Here is a 16,106-nt window from a genome sequence, read left to right on the forward strand (position 1 = left end):
CAGTACCTTCCCGCGCTAGCCGCTCGACGAGCAGCGTGTGGCTCGTCTCGCCGGACCTCTCCGACGCGCTGGTGGACTCGATCCACCTGCGAGCGCTCCAAAGGGAGCAGTGCACGGGCCGAGCTCGGTCGACGCAAACTCAGTTCCAAGCGCCAGCTGTCACCAGTGCCCGCCTGCCGCTTGCGTCGAACGACGGTTTGGTGTTCACCAGGCCATGCTCGGACTGACTCGCTGGACGATTCGCCTCCGCAACCCGCTCCGAACTGTCCTGCTAGTCAGGGCGTTAGCTGGAACCCCGTGGTGGCCATCGCGGCCACGCGGAGGTGATTCCGGTGCAGCAACCCCAGCGCACGAGGCGGCGATGGCTTGTGGTGCGCGCCGGAACGTTCATCCTGGTGATTGCCACCGCAATCGGCGCGGTGGTCACCCGCGAAGTCGATGGCCAGCCGCTCGTGCTGATCTCCCCGCAATCCACCAGCGCGGACTACGTCAAGCGAATCGACGCGGTCGCCCAGGAGATGCTGGCCAACGACACCGCGATGCGCGCCGTGCTCAGCCAGAACACCCGCAACCTCACCGCGGAACCGGTCCGCCGATCCTTGGCGACCATGCGGCAGCTGCTCGCCTCGACTGGCACCGAGCTGACCAGGATGCGCAAGGAGAAGCTCGTGCCTGAGCCGTTCAACTCCAGCCACGGCAAGCTCGTCACCGCCGCGGCCACACTCGACCAGCACTACGACGCCATGGCGCGGGCGATCGCCGCGACGAACGCCGCCGACCAGCAACAGGCCCTGCTCGCCGCCCGCACCCTCGACACCCGCTACGCCGAGTTGCTCATGGACTACCTACGCGACTACCAGCAACGCCTCCTCTCCGCGGGCTTCCGTCTGGACAAGGCGCCGAGGTGACGTCCACCCCGCACCTGGCAGGCACCCTGCGGCACAACCCCGACTGCCCCGGATGCGGTGACTACGCGGTGCTGCTGGCGCGCGAGGCCACCGCCCGCCGGGCGTTCTACGAAGCTGGAGTCGCCCACGCCGACGCGCTGGCCGCGTTCCGGCACGGGGTTATCGCCTACCTCAAGAGCCGCCACCCGCTGCACGCGGCAGGAAACCCTGCTGGACCCCGACGATGTGGCGGCGGGCCATGTGGTCCGGTTCCGGCGCGCAGACGCCAGCCGGGTTGTCCGTTCCCGTCAGCCTGCGCACCCGGCGATCGTGTCTGTCGAGGACTTCACCCAGGCGCAGTTGCTGCGGCGTTTGAAGGGGGCGGGCGGGTTGAAGACCGCTCGTCGGAGCGAGCGCGCCGGGCGGGCCACGAAGCACACCTACCTGTTCCGCGGTCGGGTCCGGTGCACGATCTGCGAGCGCAAGATGGAAGGCAGTCCGCGGGCGCACGGGATGTACTACCGTTGTCCCGCGCGAACCCTCGCACCTGGCTCACAGGCCTTGGCCGCACATCCGCCCACGGTCTACCTCCGAGAGGACGCGGTGCAGGAGGCGGTCAATGCCTGGCTCGGCGGGTTGTTCGCGCCGGAGAACGTCGACCGGACCGTTGCCGCGTGGTGGACTCGCAACCCGACGCGCATGCCTCATCCGGCGGGCGGGAGGCTGCGCAACAACGGCTGGCCAAAGCCCAGGCGGAATTGAGCCGCTATCAGGAAGCGATTCGTGCGGGCATTGACCCGCTGGCGTTGGTCGAGGTGATGAACGCGGCGCAGGCAGCACGCGTGGCGGCACAGGCGGAGTTGGACGGGGCGCCGCCCCTGAAGGCACTCAGCTCAGCCGAGGTCCACGCGATGATCGACTCGTTGGGAGACGCGGGGGCCGCGCTGAACAGTGCGAAGCCGGAGCGTCTGGCGGACCTGTATGGCGCGGTTGACCTGCAAGTTCGCTATACGCAAACGGCCCACGTAGCTGATGTGAGCATCAAACCAGTGAGCCGTGTGAATAGTGTGCGTGTCCGAGGGGGGACTTGAACCCCCACCCCCTTTCGGGGACTAGCACCTCAAGCTAGCGCGTCTGCCATTCCGCCACCCGGACTTGGCGGTCTCCCGCCAGGCAGGTGAAGGTTAGCTGATCAACTGGGCCGGTTCCAAATCGGATGGCTGGGGCGGGTCAAGTGGCCGTTCCGGTGATAGAAAGGCCTGGTGAGCGAGCAGCGGGTAGGGAGTCAGCGGGTCGCCGAGGACGAGGTGGTGCGCCTGGCCAGTGAGTTGATCCGGATCGACAGCACCAATACCGGGGATCCGGACACGCTGGTGGGGGAGCGGGCGGCCGCTGAGTACGTGGCGGAGCAGCTCGCTGAGGTGGGGTTCGAGACCACCTACGTCGAGTCGGGTGCTCGGGGGCGTGGGAACGTGGTCGCGCGGCTGGCCGGGGCGGACTCCAGCCGGGGGGCGTTGCTGGTGCACGGGCATCTGGATGTGGTGCCGGCTGATGCTTCCGAGTGGTCTGTGCACCCGTTTTCTGGGGCGGTGCAGGACGGGTATGTGTGGGGGCGGGGGGCCGTTGACATGAAGGACATGGTCGCCATGACGCTGGCGACCGCGCGGCGGTTGAAGCGGGACGGGGTGGTGCCGCCGCGGGACATCGTGTTCGCGTTCCTCGCTGACGAGGAGGCCGGTGGGCTCCAGGGGGCGCAGTGGTTGGTTGATCACAAGCCGGACTTGTTCGAGGGGGTCACCGAGGCGATCGGGGAGGTTGGCGGGTTCTCGATCACGGTGAAGGACGGGGTTCGCGCCTATCTGATCGAGACCGCGGAGAAGGGCATTGCCTGGATGCGGCTGCGGGTCCGGGCGCGGGCCGGGCACGGGTCGATGGTGCACGAGGACAACGCGGTGACGAAGCTGGCCGAGGCCGTGGCGCGGCTGGGGCGGCACCGGTTCCCGTTGGTCATGACCGACTCGGTGCGGGAGTTCCTGGCCGGGATCAGCGAGCTGACCGGGCTGGAGTTCCCGGAGGACGACCTGGACGGGACCGTGGCGAAGCTGGGCAACATGGCCCGGATGATCGGCGCGACGCTGCGGGACACCGCCAACCCCACCATGCTCGACGCCGGGTACAAGGCCAACGTCATCCCCAGCACGGCGGAGGCGACCGTGGACTGCCGGATCCTGCCCGGGCGGCAGGAGGCGTTCGAGCGGGAGCTGGACGCGGTGCTCGGGCCGGATGTGGAACGCGAGTGGATCGCGAGTCTGCCTGCGGTGGAGACGACCTTCGACGGGAGGTTGGTGGACACCATGTCCGCCTCGATCCTGGCCGAGGACCCCGGTGCGAAGCTGGTGCCCTACATGCTCTCCGGGGGCACCGACGCGAAGGCGTTCAGCCGGCTGGGCATTCGCTGCTTCGGGTTCGCGCCGTTGCGGCTGCCCGCGGACCTGGACTTCTCCGCGCTCTTCCACGGCGTGGACGAGCGGGTGCCGGTGGACGCGCTGCAGTTCGGCACCCGGGTGCTGGACCGGTTCCTGCGGGACTGCTGAGAAGGAACCCTGGCGTTCCTCATGTGCTGAGGATGGCCACGGCGAGGTCGGTGAGGTGCTCGGCCAGGGGCTCCGGCGGGTCGGTCATGCCCCTGGTCAGCCAGTCGATGACGATCTCGCTGACGCCGGCCACCGTGGCCAGCAGCAGGCGGTCGTGTCGCAGCCGGTCCCTCGGCCTACCCGTGGCCCTGCGGACCAGGCGGCCCAGCAGTTCGGCGTCCCGGTGCAGGGCGGCGCGGCGGCGCAGCTCCATCCGCGGTGCGTTGAGGTAGATGACCCTGGCCCGCTCCGGGTGCGCCAGCAGGCTGCGCACCAGGGTGGTCATCATGGGGTGCAGCAGCTCGGTCAGGTTCGCCGGGGACTTGGGGGCGGCGGCGGTGACCGCGGCGAGCAGCCAGTCGTTCTGCTCGCGGTGCACCGTGCGCAGCAGCTCCTGGCGGTCGGCGAAGCACTCGTAGAAGTAGCGCTTGGACACCTTGGCCTGCGCGCACACCTCGGCCACGGTCACCTCGTCGTACTCGCGCGCGGCGAAGAGCCGGACCGCCGCGGCCACCAGCCGTTCCCGCCGGTCGGCTGCCCGCTCCCGGCGCGACCGGCCGGCGTAGGTCTCGCCCCTGCGGAGCGCCACTTCTACCTGGTTGGCCACTTTTCGCCCTTACCCGTCAGCCCCTCCATGACCTACGTTAGTCCTCCCCACGCAGTGTGGAACGACGACGTTCCCGATGCACCTGGAGGAGCCATGGCGGTTGACCAGACCCGCAGGGTGACCAGTCCCGCCGGAATCCTCAGCCTGCTGTTCGCGGCCAACCTGCTCAACTTCTACGACCGGACCATCCCGGCCATCGTGGTCGAGCCGCTCAAGCTCGAGTTCACCCTGACCGACACCCACATCGGCCTGCTCAGCGGCGCGTTCACCGTGGTCTACGCGGTCTTCGGGGTGCCACTGGGCAGGCTGGCCGACCGCACCTCGCGCCGGACCATCCTGGTCACCGGCCTGCTCGCGTGGAGCCTGCTCACCGCGGCCACCGGCCTGGTCGGCGGCTTCATCAGCCTGCTGGTGGTGCGGATGCTGGTCGGCGTCGGCGAGGCCAGCTTCGCCCCGGCCGCCAACTCCATGCTGGCCGACCTCTACCCGGCCGGGCGCCGCGCCCGCGCCACCTCGCTGCTCCAGCTCGGCCTGCCCTTCGGCCTGGTGCTGGCCTTCTTCACCATCGGGCCGATCACCGAGGCATCCGGCAGCTGGCGCACCGCGTTCTACATCGCCGCGGTGCCCGGCCTGTTCGTCGCGGCCCTGATGATGTTCATCCGCGAGCCGGCCCGCGGCGCCATGGAGACCGTCGCGCCGCCGCCGGGCGTGCTCGGCCAGGCCTTCCGCCGGGTGCTGCGGATCCGCACGCTGTGGTGGCTGATCCTGGCCGGCATCGGCTCGCAGGTCGCCTCCTACTCGGTGGCCACCTTCAGCGTGCCGCTGTTCCAGCGCTACTTCGGCACCAGCCTGGCCACCGGCGGCATGCTCACCGGCGTGGTGATCGGGGTGACCGGACTGGCCGGGCTGATCGTGGGCGGCCGGATCGCCGACCGGGCCAGTCACCACTCACCGGCCGGGCGGGTCTACACCGGCGCCATCGCCCTGCTGCTGGCCGCGCCGCTGACCTTCGCCGCGCTCTCCCTCGGCCCGGACTCGGTCGGCTGGTTCGTGCTGCTGTTCTCCGCGGGCTGGCTGTTGCAGTACCTGTACTTCACCTCCGTCTACCCGGCGCTGGCCGACGTGGTCGAGCCCCGGCTGCGGGCGACCGCGGTGTCGGTGTTCTTCGCCGCCTTCTACCTGCTGGGCGGGTTCGCCGGGCCGGTGGTCGCCGGTGCGCTCTCGGACCGGTTCGCCGCGGCGGCGGTCGGCATGAGCCCGGCGCGGGCCGCGGCCGAGGGGCTGAGTCAGAGCCTGCTGATCGTCATCCCGCTGGGGCTGCTGCTGACCTCGATCGGGCTGTTCGGCGCGGCGCGGAAGGTGACCGCGGACAACGCGCGGATGAAGGCTGAAGCGGGGAAGTGACCGCGTCGGCGAACGTTGTCGGTGCCTGCCCCTAGTGTTCCCCCGACGCCGGAAACAGGTTGCGACAAAGGGGAACAGACGCACATGGGGGAGATCGTGGCGGACCGCGAGCAGGCATGGGCGGTCCCGGAGAGCTGGCGCGTGCACATGCACCCCCGGCGGGGGACCGGCCCCGTGCCCGAGGTGGCGGTGGACCCGGTGCGGGTCGCCTCCGCGCGGAAGCGGATCGAGGAGCTGGCCGGGGACCTCGCGGTGGTGCTGGCACCCGCCCGGTGCGAGCCGCGCCTGGCCGCGGCGGCCCAGGCATACCTGCGCGGCGAACCGGATGCGCTGGGCGCGGCGGCGGTCGCGGAGATCGCCGCCCACCGCGGGGCCTCGTGGCGGGAAGCCGACGGCCTGGTCGCCTTCGCCGACCTGTGGGCGGAGCAGCACGGTCTGGCGTTCGCGGCCCGCGCGACCAGCGAGCTGACCGATCTCCGGTGCTGGACCACCTCCATGGAGCCGGAGGGCTGCTCGCTGCAGGTCCGCGAGGGCGAGACCTTCGAGTGGAGCTGGGAGGGCCAGGGGATCGCGATCCGGGTGCGCGCGCTGCTGGCCGCCGCGACCGAGCCCGAGTACCTGGCCGCGGTCGAGGCGCTGGCCGGGCTCCAGGGCAGCGAGCGCCGGCGGCTGTGCGCCGTGTACCTGGCCCCGACCCGCCGGGACTGGGTGGACCGGCTCTGCGCCGAGCTGAGCGCGGGAGCTGAGCTGGTGGCCGCGGAGCTGCTGCTCTGCGCGGTGGACTCCGTCGACCAGCTCAGCCTGCTCACCGGACACGAGCACGTCCTGCCACGGGGGCTGGCCGAATCGGACGTGCTGCGCACCGCGGTCGAGGCGGTGGGACCGCCGATCGCGCCGTTCCTCGGGCGTGTGCTCGATGGTGACCTGGAGGCCTACCGGCGCGAGTTCGTCCTCGGGGTGCTGGGCCTGCTGCCCACCGACGAGGCGTTCGAGGCGTTGCTGGCCAGGCTGGGGCAGAAGTTCGTCGGCGACGCCCTGCTGGCGGTGATGGAGCGGTATCCGGTGCGCGCGCTGCGCCTGCTCACCAAGGCGGCGGCCGAGCGGCCGGGTTCCTCGCTGGTCGCGGTCCTGGCGCGGATGCAGGCACTGACCACACCCGGGCTGGCGGCCGAGCTGCCCGCGGAGCTGCGGGCGGTGGTCGAGGAGGTCCAGCGCGGCCGGGTCGGCGACGCACCGGAGGCGGCACTGCCCCCGGAGCTGGTCAGTCCACAGTGGACCAAGGCCCCGAAGGTCGGCGGCTGGGCGGATCCCGTTGTGCTGCCCCAGGTCCTGCTGCGCGACCGGCGGCACGCGCTGTCCGCCGCGGCCGCCCGGAACCTGATCTCGATGCTCGCGCTGAGCAGTCCCGACGCGGAGTACCCCGGACTCGAACCGGTCCGGCAGGCCTGCGATCCGGACTCCCTGGCCGAGTTCGCCTGGTCGCTGTTCCAGCGCTGGCGGATCGCGGACAGTCCCGTGCGCGACGGCTGGGCGCTGACCGCGCTCGGCAGGCTGGGTGACGACGAGACGGTGCGCAGGCTGGCCCCGGTGGTCCGCGCCTGGCCGGGAGAGGGCGGACACGCGCGCGCGGTGACCGGGCTGACCGTGCTGGCCATGATCGGCACCGATGTGGCGCTGGCGCACCTGCACTCGATCTCGCAGCGGGTGAAGTTCAAGGCGTTGCGCGAGCGGGCGGTGGAGAAGATCGCGGCGGTGGCCGAGGGCCTCGGGCTGAGCCCGGATGAACTGGCCGACCGGCTGGTGCCCGACCTCGGCCTCGACCAGCACGGCACGCTGATCCTCGACTACGGGCCGCGCACCTTCACCGTGGGCTTCGACGAGCAGCTCAAGCCGTTCGTGCTCGACGCCGACGGCAAGCCCCGCAAGGACCTGCCCAAGCCCGGCGCACGCGACGACGCCGAGCTGGCACCGTTGGCGTACAAGCGGTTCGGCGCGTTGAAGAAGGACGTGCGCGCCATCGCCGCGGACCAGATCGTGCGGCTGGAACGGGCGATGACCAGCCAGCGCCGTTGGCGCGCCGAGGAGTTCCACTCGCTACTGGCCGGGCATCCGCTGCTCTGGCACCTGGTGCGGCGGCTGGTCTGGCTGGCCGAGCGGGACGGCCAGGTCCTCGGCACCTTCCGGCTGGCCGAGGACCGCACGCTGGCCGACGCCGCCGACGATCCGTTCACCCTGCCCGAGGGTGTCAAGATCGGCATCGCGCACCCGCTGGCGATCCCCGGCCAGCTCGCGCGGTGGGCCGAGGTCTTCGCCGACTACGAGATCGTGCAGCCGTTCCCGCAGCTGGGCAGGCCGGTGCACACGCTGACCGACGAAGAGCGCGGCGGCGATGTGCTCGCCCGGTTCCACGGCGTGGTCGCCCCGGTGGGCAAGGTGCTCGGACTCCAGCGCCGGGGCTGGGTCAGGGCGGCCGCGCAGGACAACGGCTGGGAGCCGTGGATCTCGCGCCCGGTGCCCGGCGGGGCCGTGGTGATGAACCTGGACCCCGGCATCACGGTCGGGATGATCGACATGGACCCGGAGCACCGGATCGAGGCCGTGTGGCTCGGCGACGAACCCGACTGGAGCTACCCCAAGGGCAAGAGTGCGCGAACCTTCGCCGAGCTCGACCCGGTGACCGCCTCCGAGCTGCTGGCCGAGCTGACCGAGCTCACCACGTGATCGAATCCGCCGTGCAGCGCCCGCCGGCCGAGGTCCGCTACGCCGAGGAGCTGGCCCGCCTGCGCGCGGCCGACGAGTCGCCCCGGCCGCCGGGCTGGGCGCTGAGCCTGGCGGCCGCCCGCGCGTTCATCCTCGGCGATGCGCGCGCGGGCATCAGCCGCAAGTTCGTCGGCGACCCCTCGCTGATCGACCGGGCGCTGGTCGTGCTGGCCACCAGCAGGGGACTGATGCTGGTCGGCGAGCCCGGCACGGCCAAGTCGCTGCTCTCGGAGCTGATCGCGGCCGCGGTCAGCGGGGTGTCCACGCTGACCATCCAGGGCGGGGCGGCCACCACCGAGGACCAGATCAAGTACTCCTGGAACTACGCCCTGCTGGTCGCCGAGGGACCCTCGCCCCGGTCCCTGGTGCCCGCGCCGCTGTTGCGCGGCATGGCCGAGGGCCGGGTGGTGCGGTTCGAGGAGATCACCCGCTGTCCGCTGGAGGTGCAGGACTCGCTGCTGTCCCCGCTGTCGGAGCGGGTGCTCTCGGTGCCCGAGCTGAGCGGACCGGAGTCGATGGTCTTCGCCAGGGACGGGTTCAACGTGATCGCCACCGCCAACACCCGCGACCGCGGCGTGAACGAGATGAGCGCGGCGCTCAAACGCCGGTTCAACTTCGAGACCGTGTTCCCGATCGCGGACCTGGGCACCGAGCTCGACCTGGTGGCCACCGAGGCCCAGGCCCTGCTGCGCCGGTCAGGGGTGAGCGCGCCGCCCCGGCCGGAGGTGCTGGAGGTGCTGGTGACCGCCTTCCGCGAGCTGCGGGCCGGGCGCACCGGGGAAGGCCGTCCGGTGGACCGGCCCGCCGCGGTGATGAGCACGGCGGAGGCGGTGTCGGTGGCGCACGCGGTCGGCCTGCGCGGCTGGTACCTGCGCGGTGAGGCCGGGACCGCGGCCGATGTGGTGGCCTGCCTGGCGGGCACCGCGGCCAAGGACAACGCCGAGGACCTGGCCCGGCTGCGGCACTACCTCGACCAGCAGGCGCAGCGCGGCGGGCAGTGGCCGGAGCTGCACCAGGCCCGGCACCTGCTGCCGGGGACGCCGTGACCGCGACCTTCCTCGGGGTCCGCCACCACAGCCCGGCCTGCGCCCGCCTGGTCGCCGCGACCATCGCGGAGCTGCGCCCGGCGCACGTGCTGATCGAGGGACCGGCCGACGTCAACGGCAGGCTGGACGAGCTGCTGCTCGGCCACGAGCTGCCAGTGGCGATCTTCAGCCACTACCGCGACGACAGCGGATCCCAGGTGTCCTGGACGCCGTTGTGCGACTACTCGCCGGAGTGGGTCGCGCTCACCCAGGGCCGGGCGCACGGGGCCGAGGTCCGGTTCATCGACCTGCCCGCCTGGCATCCGGCCTTCGCCGGCACGCGCAACCGGTACGCCGACGCCGAGCGCGGGCACGAGGAGGCGGTCGAGCGGCTGTGCCGGGACTTCGCGGTGGACAACATCGACACCCTCTGGGACCACCTGGTCGAGATCGCCCCGGCCGACGGGCTCGCCGAGCGGCTGACCGCCTACTTCGACCTGGTCCGCGGCGAGGCCACCGCGGGGGCCGGGGACGCGGCGCGGGAACGGCACATGGCGGACTGGGTCCGGGCCGCGGTGGCGGACGCGGCCGGTCGCCCGGTGCTCGTGGTGACCGGCGGGTTCCACACTCCCGCGGTGCGCGCGCTCGCCGAGCAGGAGGCCGCCGCGCCGGGCTGGCCGGAGGTGCCGGGGGCGGTGGGGGAGAGCTACCTGGTGCCGTTCTCCTTCCGCCGCATGGACTCCTTCGGCGGCTACCAGTCCGGCATGCCCTCGCCCGGGTACTACCAGCGGCTGTGGGAGCACGGCCCGGAGCGGGCGGCCACCGGGCTGGTCGAGTCGGTCGTGGCGCGGCTGCGCGGGCGGGGTCAGCCGGTGTCCACCGCGGACCTGATCGCGGCCAAGGCGCTCGCCGACGGTCTGGCCCTGCTCCGGGGGCATCCGCACCCGGCGCGCACCGATGTGCTCGACGGCCTGGTCAGCGCGCTGGTCTCGGACGACCTGGACCAGCCGCTGCCGTGGACCACCCGCGGCACGCTGCCCGCGGGCACGCATCCGGTTGTGGTGGAGATGGTGGCCGCGCTGTGCGGGGACCGGGTGGGCAGGCTGCACCCGGACACGCCCGCGCCGCCGCTGGTGCCGGAGGTGCTGGCCGAACTGGACCGGCTCGGTCTCGACCGCGCGGGCCGGGTCGAACTGGATCTTGGCGATGCCGAGGGGCTGGTCCGCAGCCGGGTGTTGCACCGCCTGCGGGTGCTGGAGATTCCGGGCTGCACAAGAGAATCCGGACCGGCCACCGGGCTGGACCCGGTATCGGTGGAGCGCTGGCTGCTCTCCGCCGGTGAGCTGCTGCACCCGGCGCTGATCGAGGCGGGCGCGCACGGGGCCACCCTCGCCGGGGCCGCGGGCAGTGCGCTGGCTGAGCGGGTGACCGAGGCTGGCGGCGATGCGGTGGCGCTCGCCGGAGTGCTCTTCGACGCCGTGCTGTGCGGGACCACCGAGCTGTCCGAGCAGGTGCTGCGGGCGCTCTCCACCGGGATCGCGCAGGCCAGGGAGCTGGCCCCGCTGGGCACGGTGCTGGCCACCGCGCTGAGCCTGTGGCGGCACGATCGACTGCTGGGCGCGGCCGGGACTCCGCTGCTCGGCCTGGTGATCACCGAGGCGTTCGCCAGGGTGCTGTGGCTGGCCGAGCGGGAGCGCGGGGCCGCGGCCGAGCTGTCCCGGCTGGCCGCGCTCGCGGCGGTCCGGGACGCGGTGTGGCACGCCGCCGAGCTGGGCGTGGACCGGGCGGAGGCGGCCGCGGTGGCCGCCCGGCTCGCCGCCGATCCGGCCGCGCCCGCCGACCTGCGCGGCGCGGCCTGTGGACTGGGCTGGGCGCTGGGCGCGGGAGTGGCACCTGAGCGGGCGGTGCTGGGCCTGGCCCGGCCCGCGAGCCTGGGCGACTGGCTCACCGGACTGTTCGTGCTGGCCAGAGAGGAGGTGCTGGCACAGGGACCCGGTGCCCTGCTCGATGTGCTGGACGAGCTGGTGGGCGGCATGCCGGAGGCGGAGTTCCCGGTGGCGCTGCCCGCGCTGCGCCAGGCGTTCGCCTTCTTCCCGCCCGCTGAACGCGAGACCATCGCACGCCGCTTGGCGCAACGCCGCCGCACCGTCCCGGCGCTCCCGGCCGAGCAGCCGGACCGCGCCTCGGCGGCGGCCCTGGAGGCCAAGGTGACCCGGCTGCTCGCCCAGGCCGGGTTGATCGAGGAGACCGGATGACCGAGCCGGACCCGGCGCTCGCGCGCTGGCGGCTGATCCTCGGCGCACCGGCGGATGGCTGCGCGGGCCTGTCGGGCGACGACGCCCGGCGCGATGCCGCGCTGGAATGGCTCTACGGCCGCGATCCGGACCTGGCCCGCCGTGGCGTGCGCGCCGACCGGCGGGGTGGCAGCGGGCCGTCGGTTCTGTCCACAGTGGACTGGCTGGACGAGGTGCACCGCCTGTTCCCCAAGGAGACCGTGGAACGGCTGGAACGGGACGCGGTGGAACGGTACGAGATCCTCGACCTGGTGACCGATCCCGTGGTGCTGCAACGGATCGAGCCCAACCCGACGCTGCTGCGCGCGGTGCTGCGGACCAAGCACCTGATGAACCCCGAGGTGCTGGCCGCCGCCCGGCGCATCGTGGAGTCGGTGGTGCGCGAGCTGCTGCGGCGACTGTCCACCCAGGTCCGCGCCGCGGTCACCGGCAGCAGGGCATTGCGGCCGCGCAGACGGGCATCGGCCCGCGGCTTCGACTTCCGCGGCACGATCAAGGCCAACCTCGCGCACTACCAACCGGAACAGCGACGGCTGCTGATCGAGCACCCGCGCTTCCACTCCCGCACCCGGCGGCACACCGAGCGCTGGCAACTGGTGCTCGTGGTGGACCAGTCCGGCTCCATGGTCGGCTCGGTGATCCACGCCGCGGTCACCGCTGCCTGCCTGTGGGGCCTGCCCGGCCTGCGCACCCACCTGGTGGTCTTCGACACCGAGGTCGTCGACCTCACCGCCGACGTGACCGATCCGGTGGAGCTGCTGCTCAAGGTCCAGCTCGGCGGCGGCACCGACATCGGCCGGGCGGTGGCCTACGCGGGCAGCCTCATCGACAACCCCCGGCGCGCGATCATCGCGGTGATCAGCGACTTCTTCGAGGGCGGCGCGCAGAACCACCTGGTGCGGCAGGTCCAGCAGCTGGTGCAGCAGGGCACGCAGGTGCTCGGCCTGGCCGCGCTCGACGAGGACGCCGAACCGGCCTACGACCGCGCCATGGCACAGCGGCTGGCCGACGTCGGCGCGCACGTCGGCGCGATGACCCCCGGAGAGCTGGCCGCCTTCGTCGCCGAACGGCTCCGCTGATGCGCGCCGACCTGCTCGGTCTGACGCCTGAGGCGCTGGCCGCCGTGGCCAACCGGGGACTGGGCAAACGCGCGGCCAAGGAACTGGACACCGGGCCGCCACCGGAGGTCACCGTCGAGGACGGGGGCGCGGTCACCGTCCGGTTCGCCGACGGCACGGTGGCCGGACTGCCTGTCGGCGCGGCCCTGACCGCCGCGTCCTGCACCTGCGCGGCGACCGGCGTGTGCCGCCACCGGATCGGCCTGGTGCTCGCCTACCAGCGTGAGTTCGGCGCGGCGCCGCCACCGCCCTGGAGCCCTGGCACGTTCACCGACGCGGAGCTGACCGCCAAGTTCGGTGCCAGGGTGGTCACCGCCGCCCGGCGCACGCACCGGAGCGGCTACACCGTGCGGCTGCGGCGAGGAAGCCCCGCTGATCCGGTGGCCCGCGCCGACCTGCCTACCGGCACCGTGGCCTTCCTGGCACCCGGCGACCTCGGCTACGCCCGCGCCGACGGAGCCGCCGGGGACGAGCAGGTGGTCCTGGCCGTGTGGGCCTTCCGCGAGGCCGAACAGCGCGGTTTGACCGGTGCCGAGGTCCGGTTCGAGGTGGGTGGTCCCGGCGAACCGGCGACCACCACATCCGGGGTGGCGGGCGCGATCGCGCTGACCGGGCAGCTGGTGCTCGACGGCGTGCGGCACACCAGCCCGGCGTTCTCCGCGGCCTTGCGCCGCGCCGCGGACGAGCTCGGCGCGGCCGGTCTGCACTGGCCGGCGGCCGCGATGGCGGACCTGGTCGAGCAGCTCGACGCCTACGCCACCCGTGGCGCGGGCTACCAGGCGGTCCGGCTGGCCGAGCTGGTCACCGAGATCCACGCCCGGCACCGGGCCACCGGTCCGCGGGCCGCCGTGCTGGGCAGCGAGCAGGCGACGAGCACACCGCTGCGCCGGGTCCGGCTGACCAGCCTCGGCTGCCGGATCCGCGGCACCCCAACGGCACCAGTGGCCGAGGTGTTCCTGGCCGAGCCCGGGAGCGGCACCGTGTTGGTCGCCCGCCAGTCCTTGTCCACCGGGCCGACCGAGCTGGCCGGACGCCGGTTCGCCGGGAGCACCCTCGGCGCGTTCGCCACCGCCAACGTGGTCTCCGAAGCCGCCGTCAGGGACGCGCGCGGGCTGGTCCGCTTCGGCGCGCACCGGGCCAGGACCACGGTCTCCCCGCTGGGCAACGCCTGGGCCAGCCTGCCCGCCCCGGTGCTGGTGGCCGACCTCGGCGCGCTCGGCTCCGAGCTGGGCGAGTTGCCGCCCAGGCTGGTCCGGCCCAGGATCGAGGCCGAGCACGTGCGGATGGTGCCGATCGCCGGAGTGTCCGCGCTGAGCTACCACCCCGGCGACCAGCGCCTGGCCGCGCTCATCACCGGTCCCGGCGGGACCGCGACCATTACCCGCACCCACCACCCGCTCTGCCCCGCCGCCTTGGACTGCCTGGCCGAGGCGCTCAGCGGCGTGCACGGCCGCCCCCGGTTCATCAGCGGCACGGTGCGCCGCCACCGCGACGGCCTGCTGCTCGACCCGCTCGCGGTGCTGACCGACCAGCGTGTCCTGGTCCCCGACCTCGCCACCGGCCCGGCGCACGCCATCCCCACCGTCGCCCCCGAACAGCGCCCCGACCCGCTCGGCCTCGCCCTGAGCGCAGCCACCGCGGTCACGGCCCAGGCCATCCACCACGGCCTGCGCGACCCGGCCCCGGCCACGCACACCGCCCTCGCCGCCGCGGTGACCGCCCTGTCCGCAGCCGGGCTGCCCGCCGCCGCCGCGGACCTGTCCGCCTTCGCCGCGGCCCTGCTCGGCGCGGATCGTCAGCTGGCCGTGGACACCTGGCTGCGCGCCCAGATCCGCCTGCTCACCACCGCGGAGTTCCGCTGACCCGCTATCCGGTCGCGACGCCGGTGGTCGCGGTGATGTGCGCAGGCAGCTCCTCGTGCCGGTCACCCACGTTGACCGTGCCGGTCGGCTCGAACATCAGGATCGAGGCGCCCTCAGCCGAGACCGGCCGGTGCTCGACCCCGCGCGGCACCACGAACACCGAACCCCGCGGCAGCACCACCTCCCGCTCGCCACCGTCCTCGCGCAGTCCGATGCGCAGTTCTCCTTCCAGCACGAGGAAGAACTCGTCGGTGTCGGCGTGGCTGTGCCAGACGAACTCGCCCTGGACCTTGGCCACTCGGACGTCGTAGTCGTTGACGCGGGTCAGGATGCGCGGGCTCCACAGGTCCTGGAAACCGGCGAGCACGGCGGCGATGGAGATCGAGTCAGTGGTCATGAGGTCATCCTGCGGCTGGCCCGCGGCGGGCGGGAGTACTAGGAATCGCGTATGTCGCGTGGATCCTCGCACCGGGTGGCCATGATCGTGGACGCCGGGTCCAACCCGTTCGAGCTGGGCATCGCCACCGAGCTGTTCGGGCTGCGGCGACCGGAGCTGGAGCGGCCCTGGTACGAGTTCACGCTGTGCGCGGCCGAACCGTCGGTGCCGATGCACCAGGGCATGTTCACCCTCTCCGGCGTGGCCACCCTGGACGCGGCCGAGGCCGCGGACACCGTGATCGTGCCCAACCGGCCCGATCCGGAAGCCGGGGCCGCGCCCGCGGTGCTGGCCGCGGTGCGGCGGGCCGCGGCGCGCGGGGCCAGGCTGGTCAGCTTCTGCACCGGGGCGTTCGTGCTGGCCGAGGCCGGTGCGCTGGACGGGCGGGCGGCGACCACGCACTGGCGCTGGGCCGAGCAGTTCAGCGCGCGGTTCCCGGCGGTGCGGCTGGCGCCGGACGTGCTCTACGTGGCCGACGGGAACGTGTTCACCGCGGCGGGCAGCGCGGCCGCGCTGGACCTCGGGCTGCACCTGATCCGCACCGACCACGGCGCGGAGATCGCGAACGCGGTCAGCCGCAGGCTGGTCTTCGCCGCGCACCGGGACGGCGGGCAGCGGCAGTTCGTGGAACGGCCGGTCGCCGAGGTGCCCGATGTCTCGCTGGCCCCGGTGCTGGCCTGGGCGCAGGCGCGGCTGGACACCCCGCTGACCGTGGCCGACCTGGCCACGCGGGCGGCGGTCAGCCAGGCCACGCTGCACCGGCGGTTCCAGGCGGAGCTGGGCACCACGCCGCTGGCCTGGCTGACCGGGGAGCGGGTGGCGCTGGCCTGCCGGTTGATCGAACGCGGTGAGCTGCGGCTGAATTGGGTGGCCGAAGCCAGCGGGCTGGGCACCGCCTCGAACCTGCGGGTCCAGCTGCGGCGGTTGTCGCGGCAGTGGCCGTGTCCCGTTGTGAGCGTGTCGCGTTGCGACCAGCCAGTGAAGCCCATCGGAGCCGTGTGCGTCCACGTTAGACGATCGAACTTGCGGTCGGTGGATGGGTGATGTCGTGTCGCGGTACTCCTTTGGAACAGGTCTTCG

General features: G+C 72.9%; 13 protein-coding genes and 1 tRNA gene. 11 read left to right on the forward strand and 3 right to left on the reverse strand.

What is annotated here, in order from left to right; translation table 11 throughout:
- Positions 1 to 395 precede the first annotated feature (395 nt).
- From N8J89_RS20715 to N8J89_RS20725, 3 genes are all read left to right on the forward strand, one after another.
- Positions 396 to 908 (forward strand): hypothetical protein, encoded by a 513-nt coding sequence (locus tag N8J89_RS20715; protein ID WP_283666033.1) that lies wholly within the window; start codon positions 396 to 398, stop codon positions 906 to 908.
- Positions 909 to 1,373: 465 nt separating this feature from the next.
- Complete coding sequence (locus N8J89_RS20720) at positions 1,374 to 1,649, forward strand: hypothetical protein (protein ID WP_283666209.1); 276 nt, start codon at positions 1,374 to 1,376, stop codon at positions 1,647 to 1,649.
- Positions 1,562 to 1,978 (forward strand): hypothetical protein, encoded by a 417-nt coding sequence (locus tag N8J89_RS20725; RefSeq protein WP_283666388.1) that lies wholly within the window; start codon positions 1,562 to 1,564, stop codon positions 1,976 to 1,978. The genes N8J89_RS20720 and N8J89_RS20725 overlap by 88 nt, the downstream gene beginning before the upstream one ends.
- On the opposite strand, the gene N8J89_RS20730 is transcribed toward N8J89_RS20725, so the two are convergent.
- Positions 1,960 to 2,042: transfer RNA gene (locus tag N8J89_RS20730), tRNA-Leu, on the reverse strand. The genes N8J89_RS20725 and N8J89_RS20730 overlap by 19 nt on opposite strands.
- Positions 2,043 to 2,149: 107 nt before the next feature.
- On the opposite strand from N8J89_RS20730, the gene N8J89_RS20735 reads away from it, so the two are divergent.
- A complete protein-coding gene (locus tag N8J89_RS20735; RefSeq protein WP_283666034.1) occupies positions 2,150 to 3,481 on the forward strand; it encodes a M20/M25/M40 family metallo-hydrolase in 1,332 nt (443 codons plus the stop codon).
- Between the two features lie 19 nt (positions 3,482 to 3,500).
- Here the strand turns inward: N8J89_RS20735 and N8J89_RS20740 are convergent, their stop codons facing one another.
- Positions 3,501 to 4,109 carry a TetR/AcrR family transcriptional regulator gene (locus tag N8J89_RS20740; protein ID WP_283666035.1) on the reverse strand — a complete coding sequence of 203 codons (609 nt, stop codon included), beginning with the start codon at positions 4,107 to 4,109 and terminating at the stop codon, positions 3,501 to 3,503.
- A gap of 111 nt (positions 4,110 to 4,220) precedes the next feature.
- Here N8J89_RS20740 and N8J89_RS20745 point away from each other — a divergent pair, with 111 nt between their 5' ends.
- The 6 genes from N8J89_RS20745 (at position 4,221) to N8J89_RS20770 (ending at position 14,590) form a co-directional block, all read left to right on the forward strand.
- On the forward strand, positions 4,221 to 5,531 hold the full coding sequence (locus tag N8J89_RS20745; protein WP_283666036.1) for a spinster family MFS transporter: 1,311 nt from the start codon (positions 4,221 to 4,223) through the stop codon (positions 5,529 to 5,531).
- Between the two features lie 84 nt (positions 5,532 to 5,615).
- Positions 5,616 to 8,252 carry a DUF4132 domain-containing protein gene (locus N8J89_RS20750; RefSeq protein WP_283666037.1) on the forward strand — a complete coding sequence of 879 codons (2,637 nt, stop codon included), beginning with the start codon at positions 5,616 to 5,618 and terminating at the stop codon, positions 8,250 to 8,252.
- On the forward strand, positions 8,249 to 9,337 hold the full coding sequence (locus tag N8J89_RS20755; protein WP_349497497.1) for an AAA family ATPase: 1,089 nt from the start codon (positions 8,249 to 8,251) through the stop codon (positions 9,335 to 9,337). Before N8J89_RS20750 ends, N8J89_RS20755 begins: the two co-directional genes overlap by 4 nt.
- Complete coding sequence (locus N8J89_RS20760; protein WP_283666038.1) at positions 9,334 to 11,571, forward strand: DUF5682 family protein; 2,238 nt, start codon at positions 9,334 to 9,336, stop codon at positions 11,569 to 11,571. The genes N8J89_RS20755 and N8J89_RS20760 overlap by 4 nt, the downstream gene beginning before the upstream one ends.
- Positions 11,568 to 12,689: a VWA domain-containing protein gene (locus N8J89_RS20765; protein WP_283666039.1), complete on the forward strand. Its 1,122-nt coding sequence runs from the start codon at positions 11,568 to 11,570 to the stop codon at positions 12,687 to 12,689. Before N8J89_RS20760 ends, N8J89_RS20765 begins: the two co-directional genes overlap by 4 nt.
- Positions 12,689 to 14,590 carry a YehQ family protein gene (locus N8J89_RS20770; RefSeq protein WP_283658651.1) on the forward strand — a complete coding sequence of 634 codons (1,902 nt, stop codon included), beginning with the start codon at positions 12,689 to 12,691 and terminating at the stop codon, positions 14,588 to 14,590. The genes N8J89_RS20765 and N8J89_RS20770 overlap by 1 nt, the downstream gene beginning before the upstream one ends.
- Positions 14,591 to 14,594: 4 nt before the next feature.
- On the opposite strand, the gene N8J89_RS20775 is transcribed toward N8J89_RS20770, so the two are convergent.
- Entirely contained in the window at positions 14,595 to 14,987 is a 393-nt protein-coding gene (locus tag N8J89_RS20775) for a cupin domain-containing protein (protein ID WP_283658652.1), read from the reverse strand.
- A 51-nt stretch (positions 14,988 to 15,038) separates the two neighbouring features.
- Between N8J89_RS20775 and N8J89_RS20780 the strand changes: the two genes are divergently transcribed.
- Complete coding sequence (locus tag N8J89_RS20780; RefSeq protein WP_283658653.1) at positions 15,039 to 16,070, forward strand: helix-turn-helix domain-containing protein; 1,032 nt, start codon at positions 15,039 to 15,041, stop codon at positions 16,068 to 16,070.
- Positions 16,071 to 16,106 lie beyond the last annotated feature (36 nt).

The sequence above is a fragment of the Crossiella sp. CA-258035 genome (genome assembly GCF_030064675.1).
Lineage (GTDB): Bacteria > Actinomycetota > Actinomycetes > Mycobacteriales > Pseudonocardiaceae > Crossiella.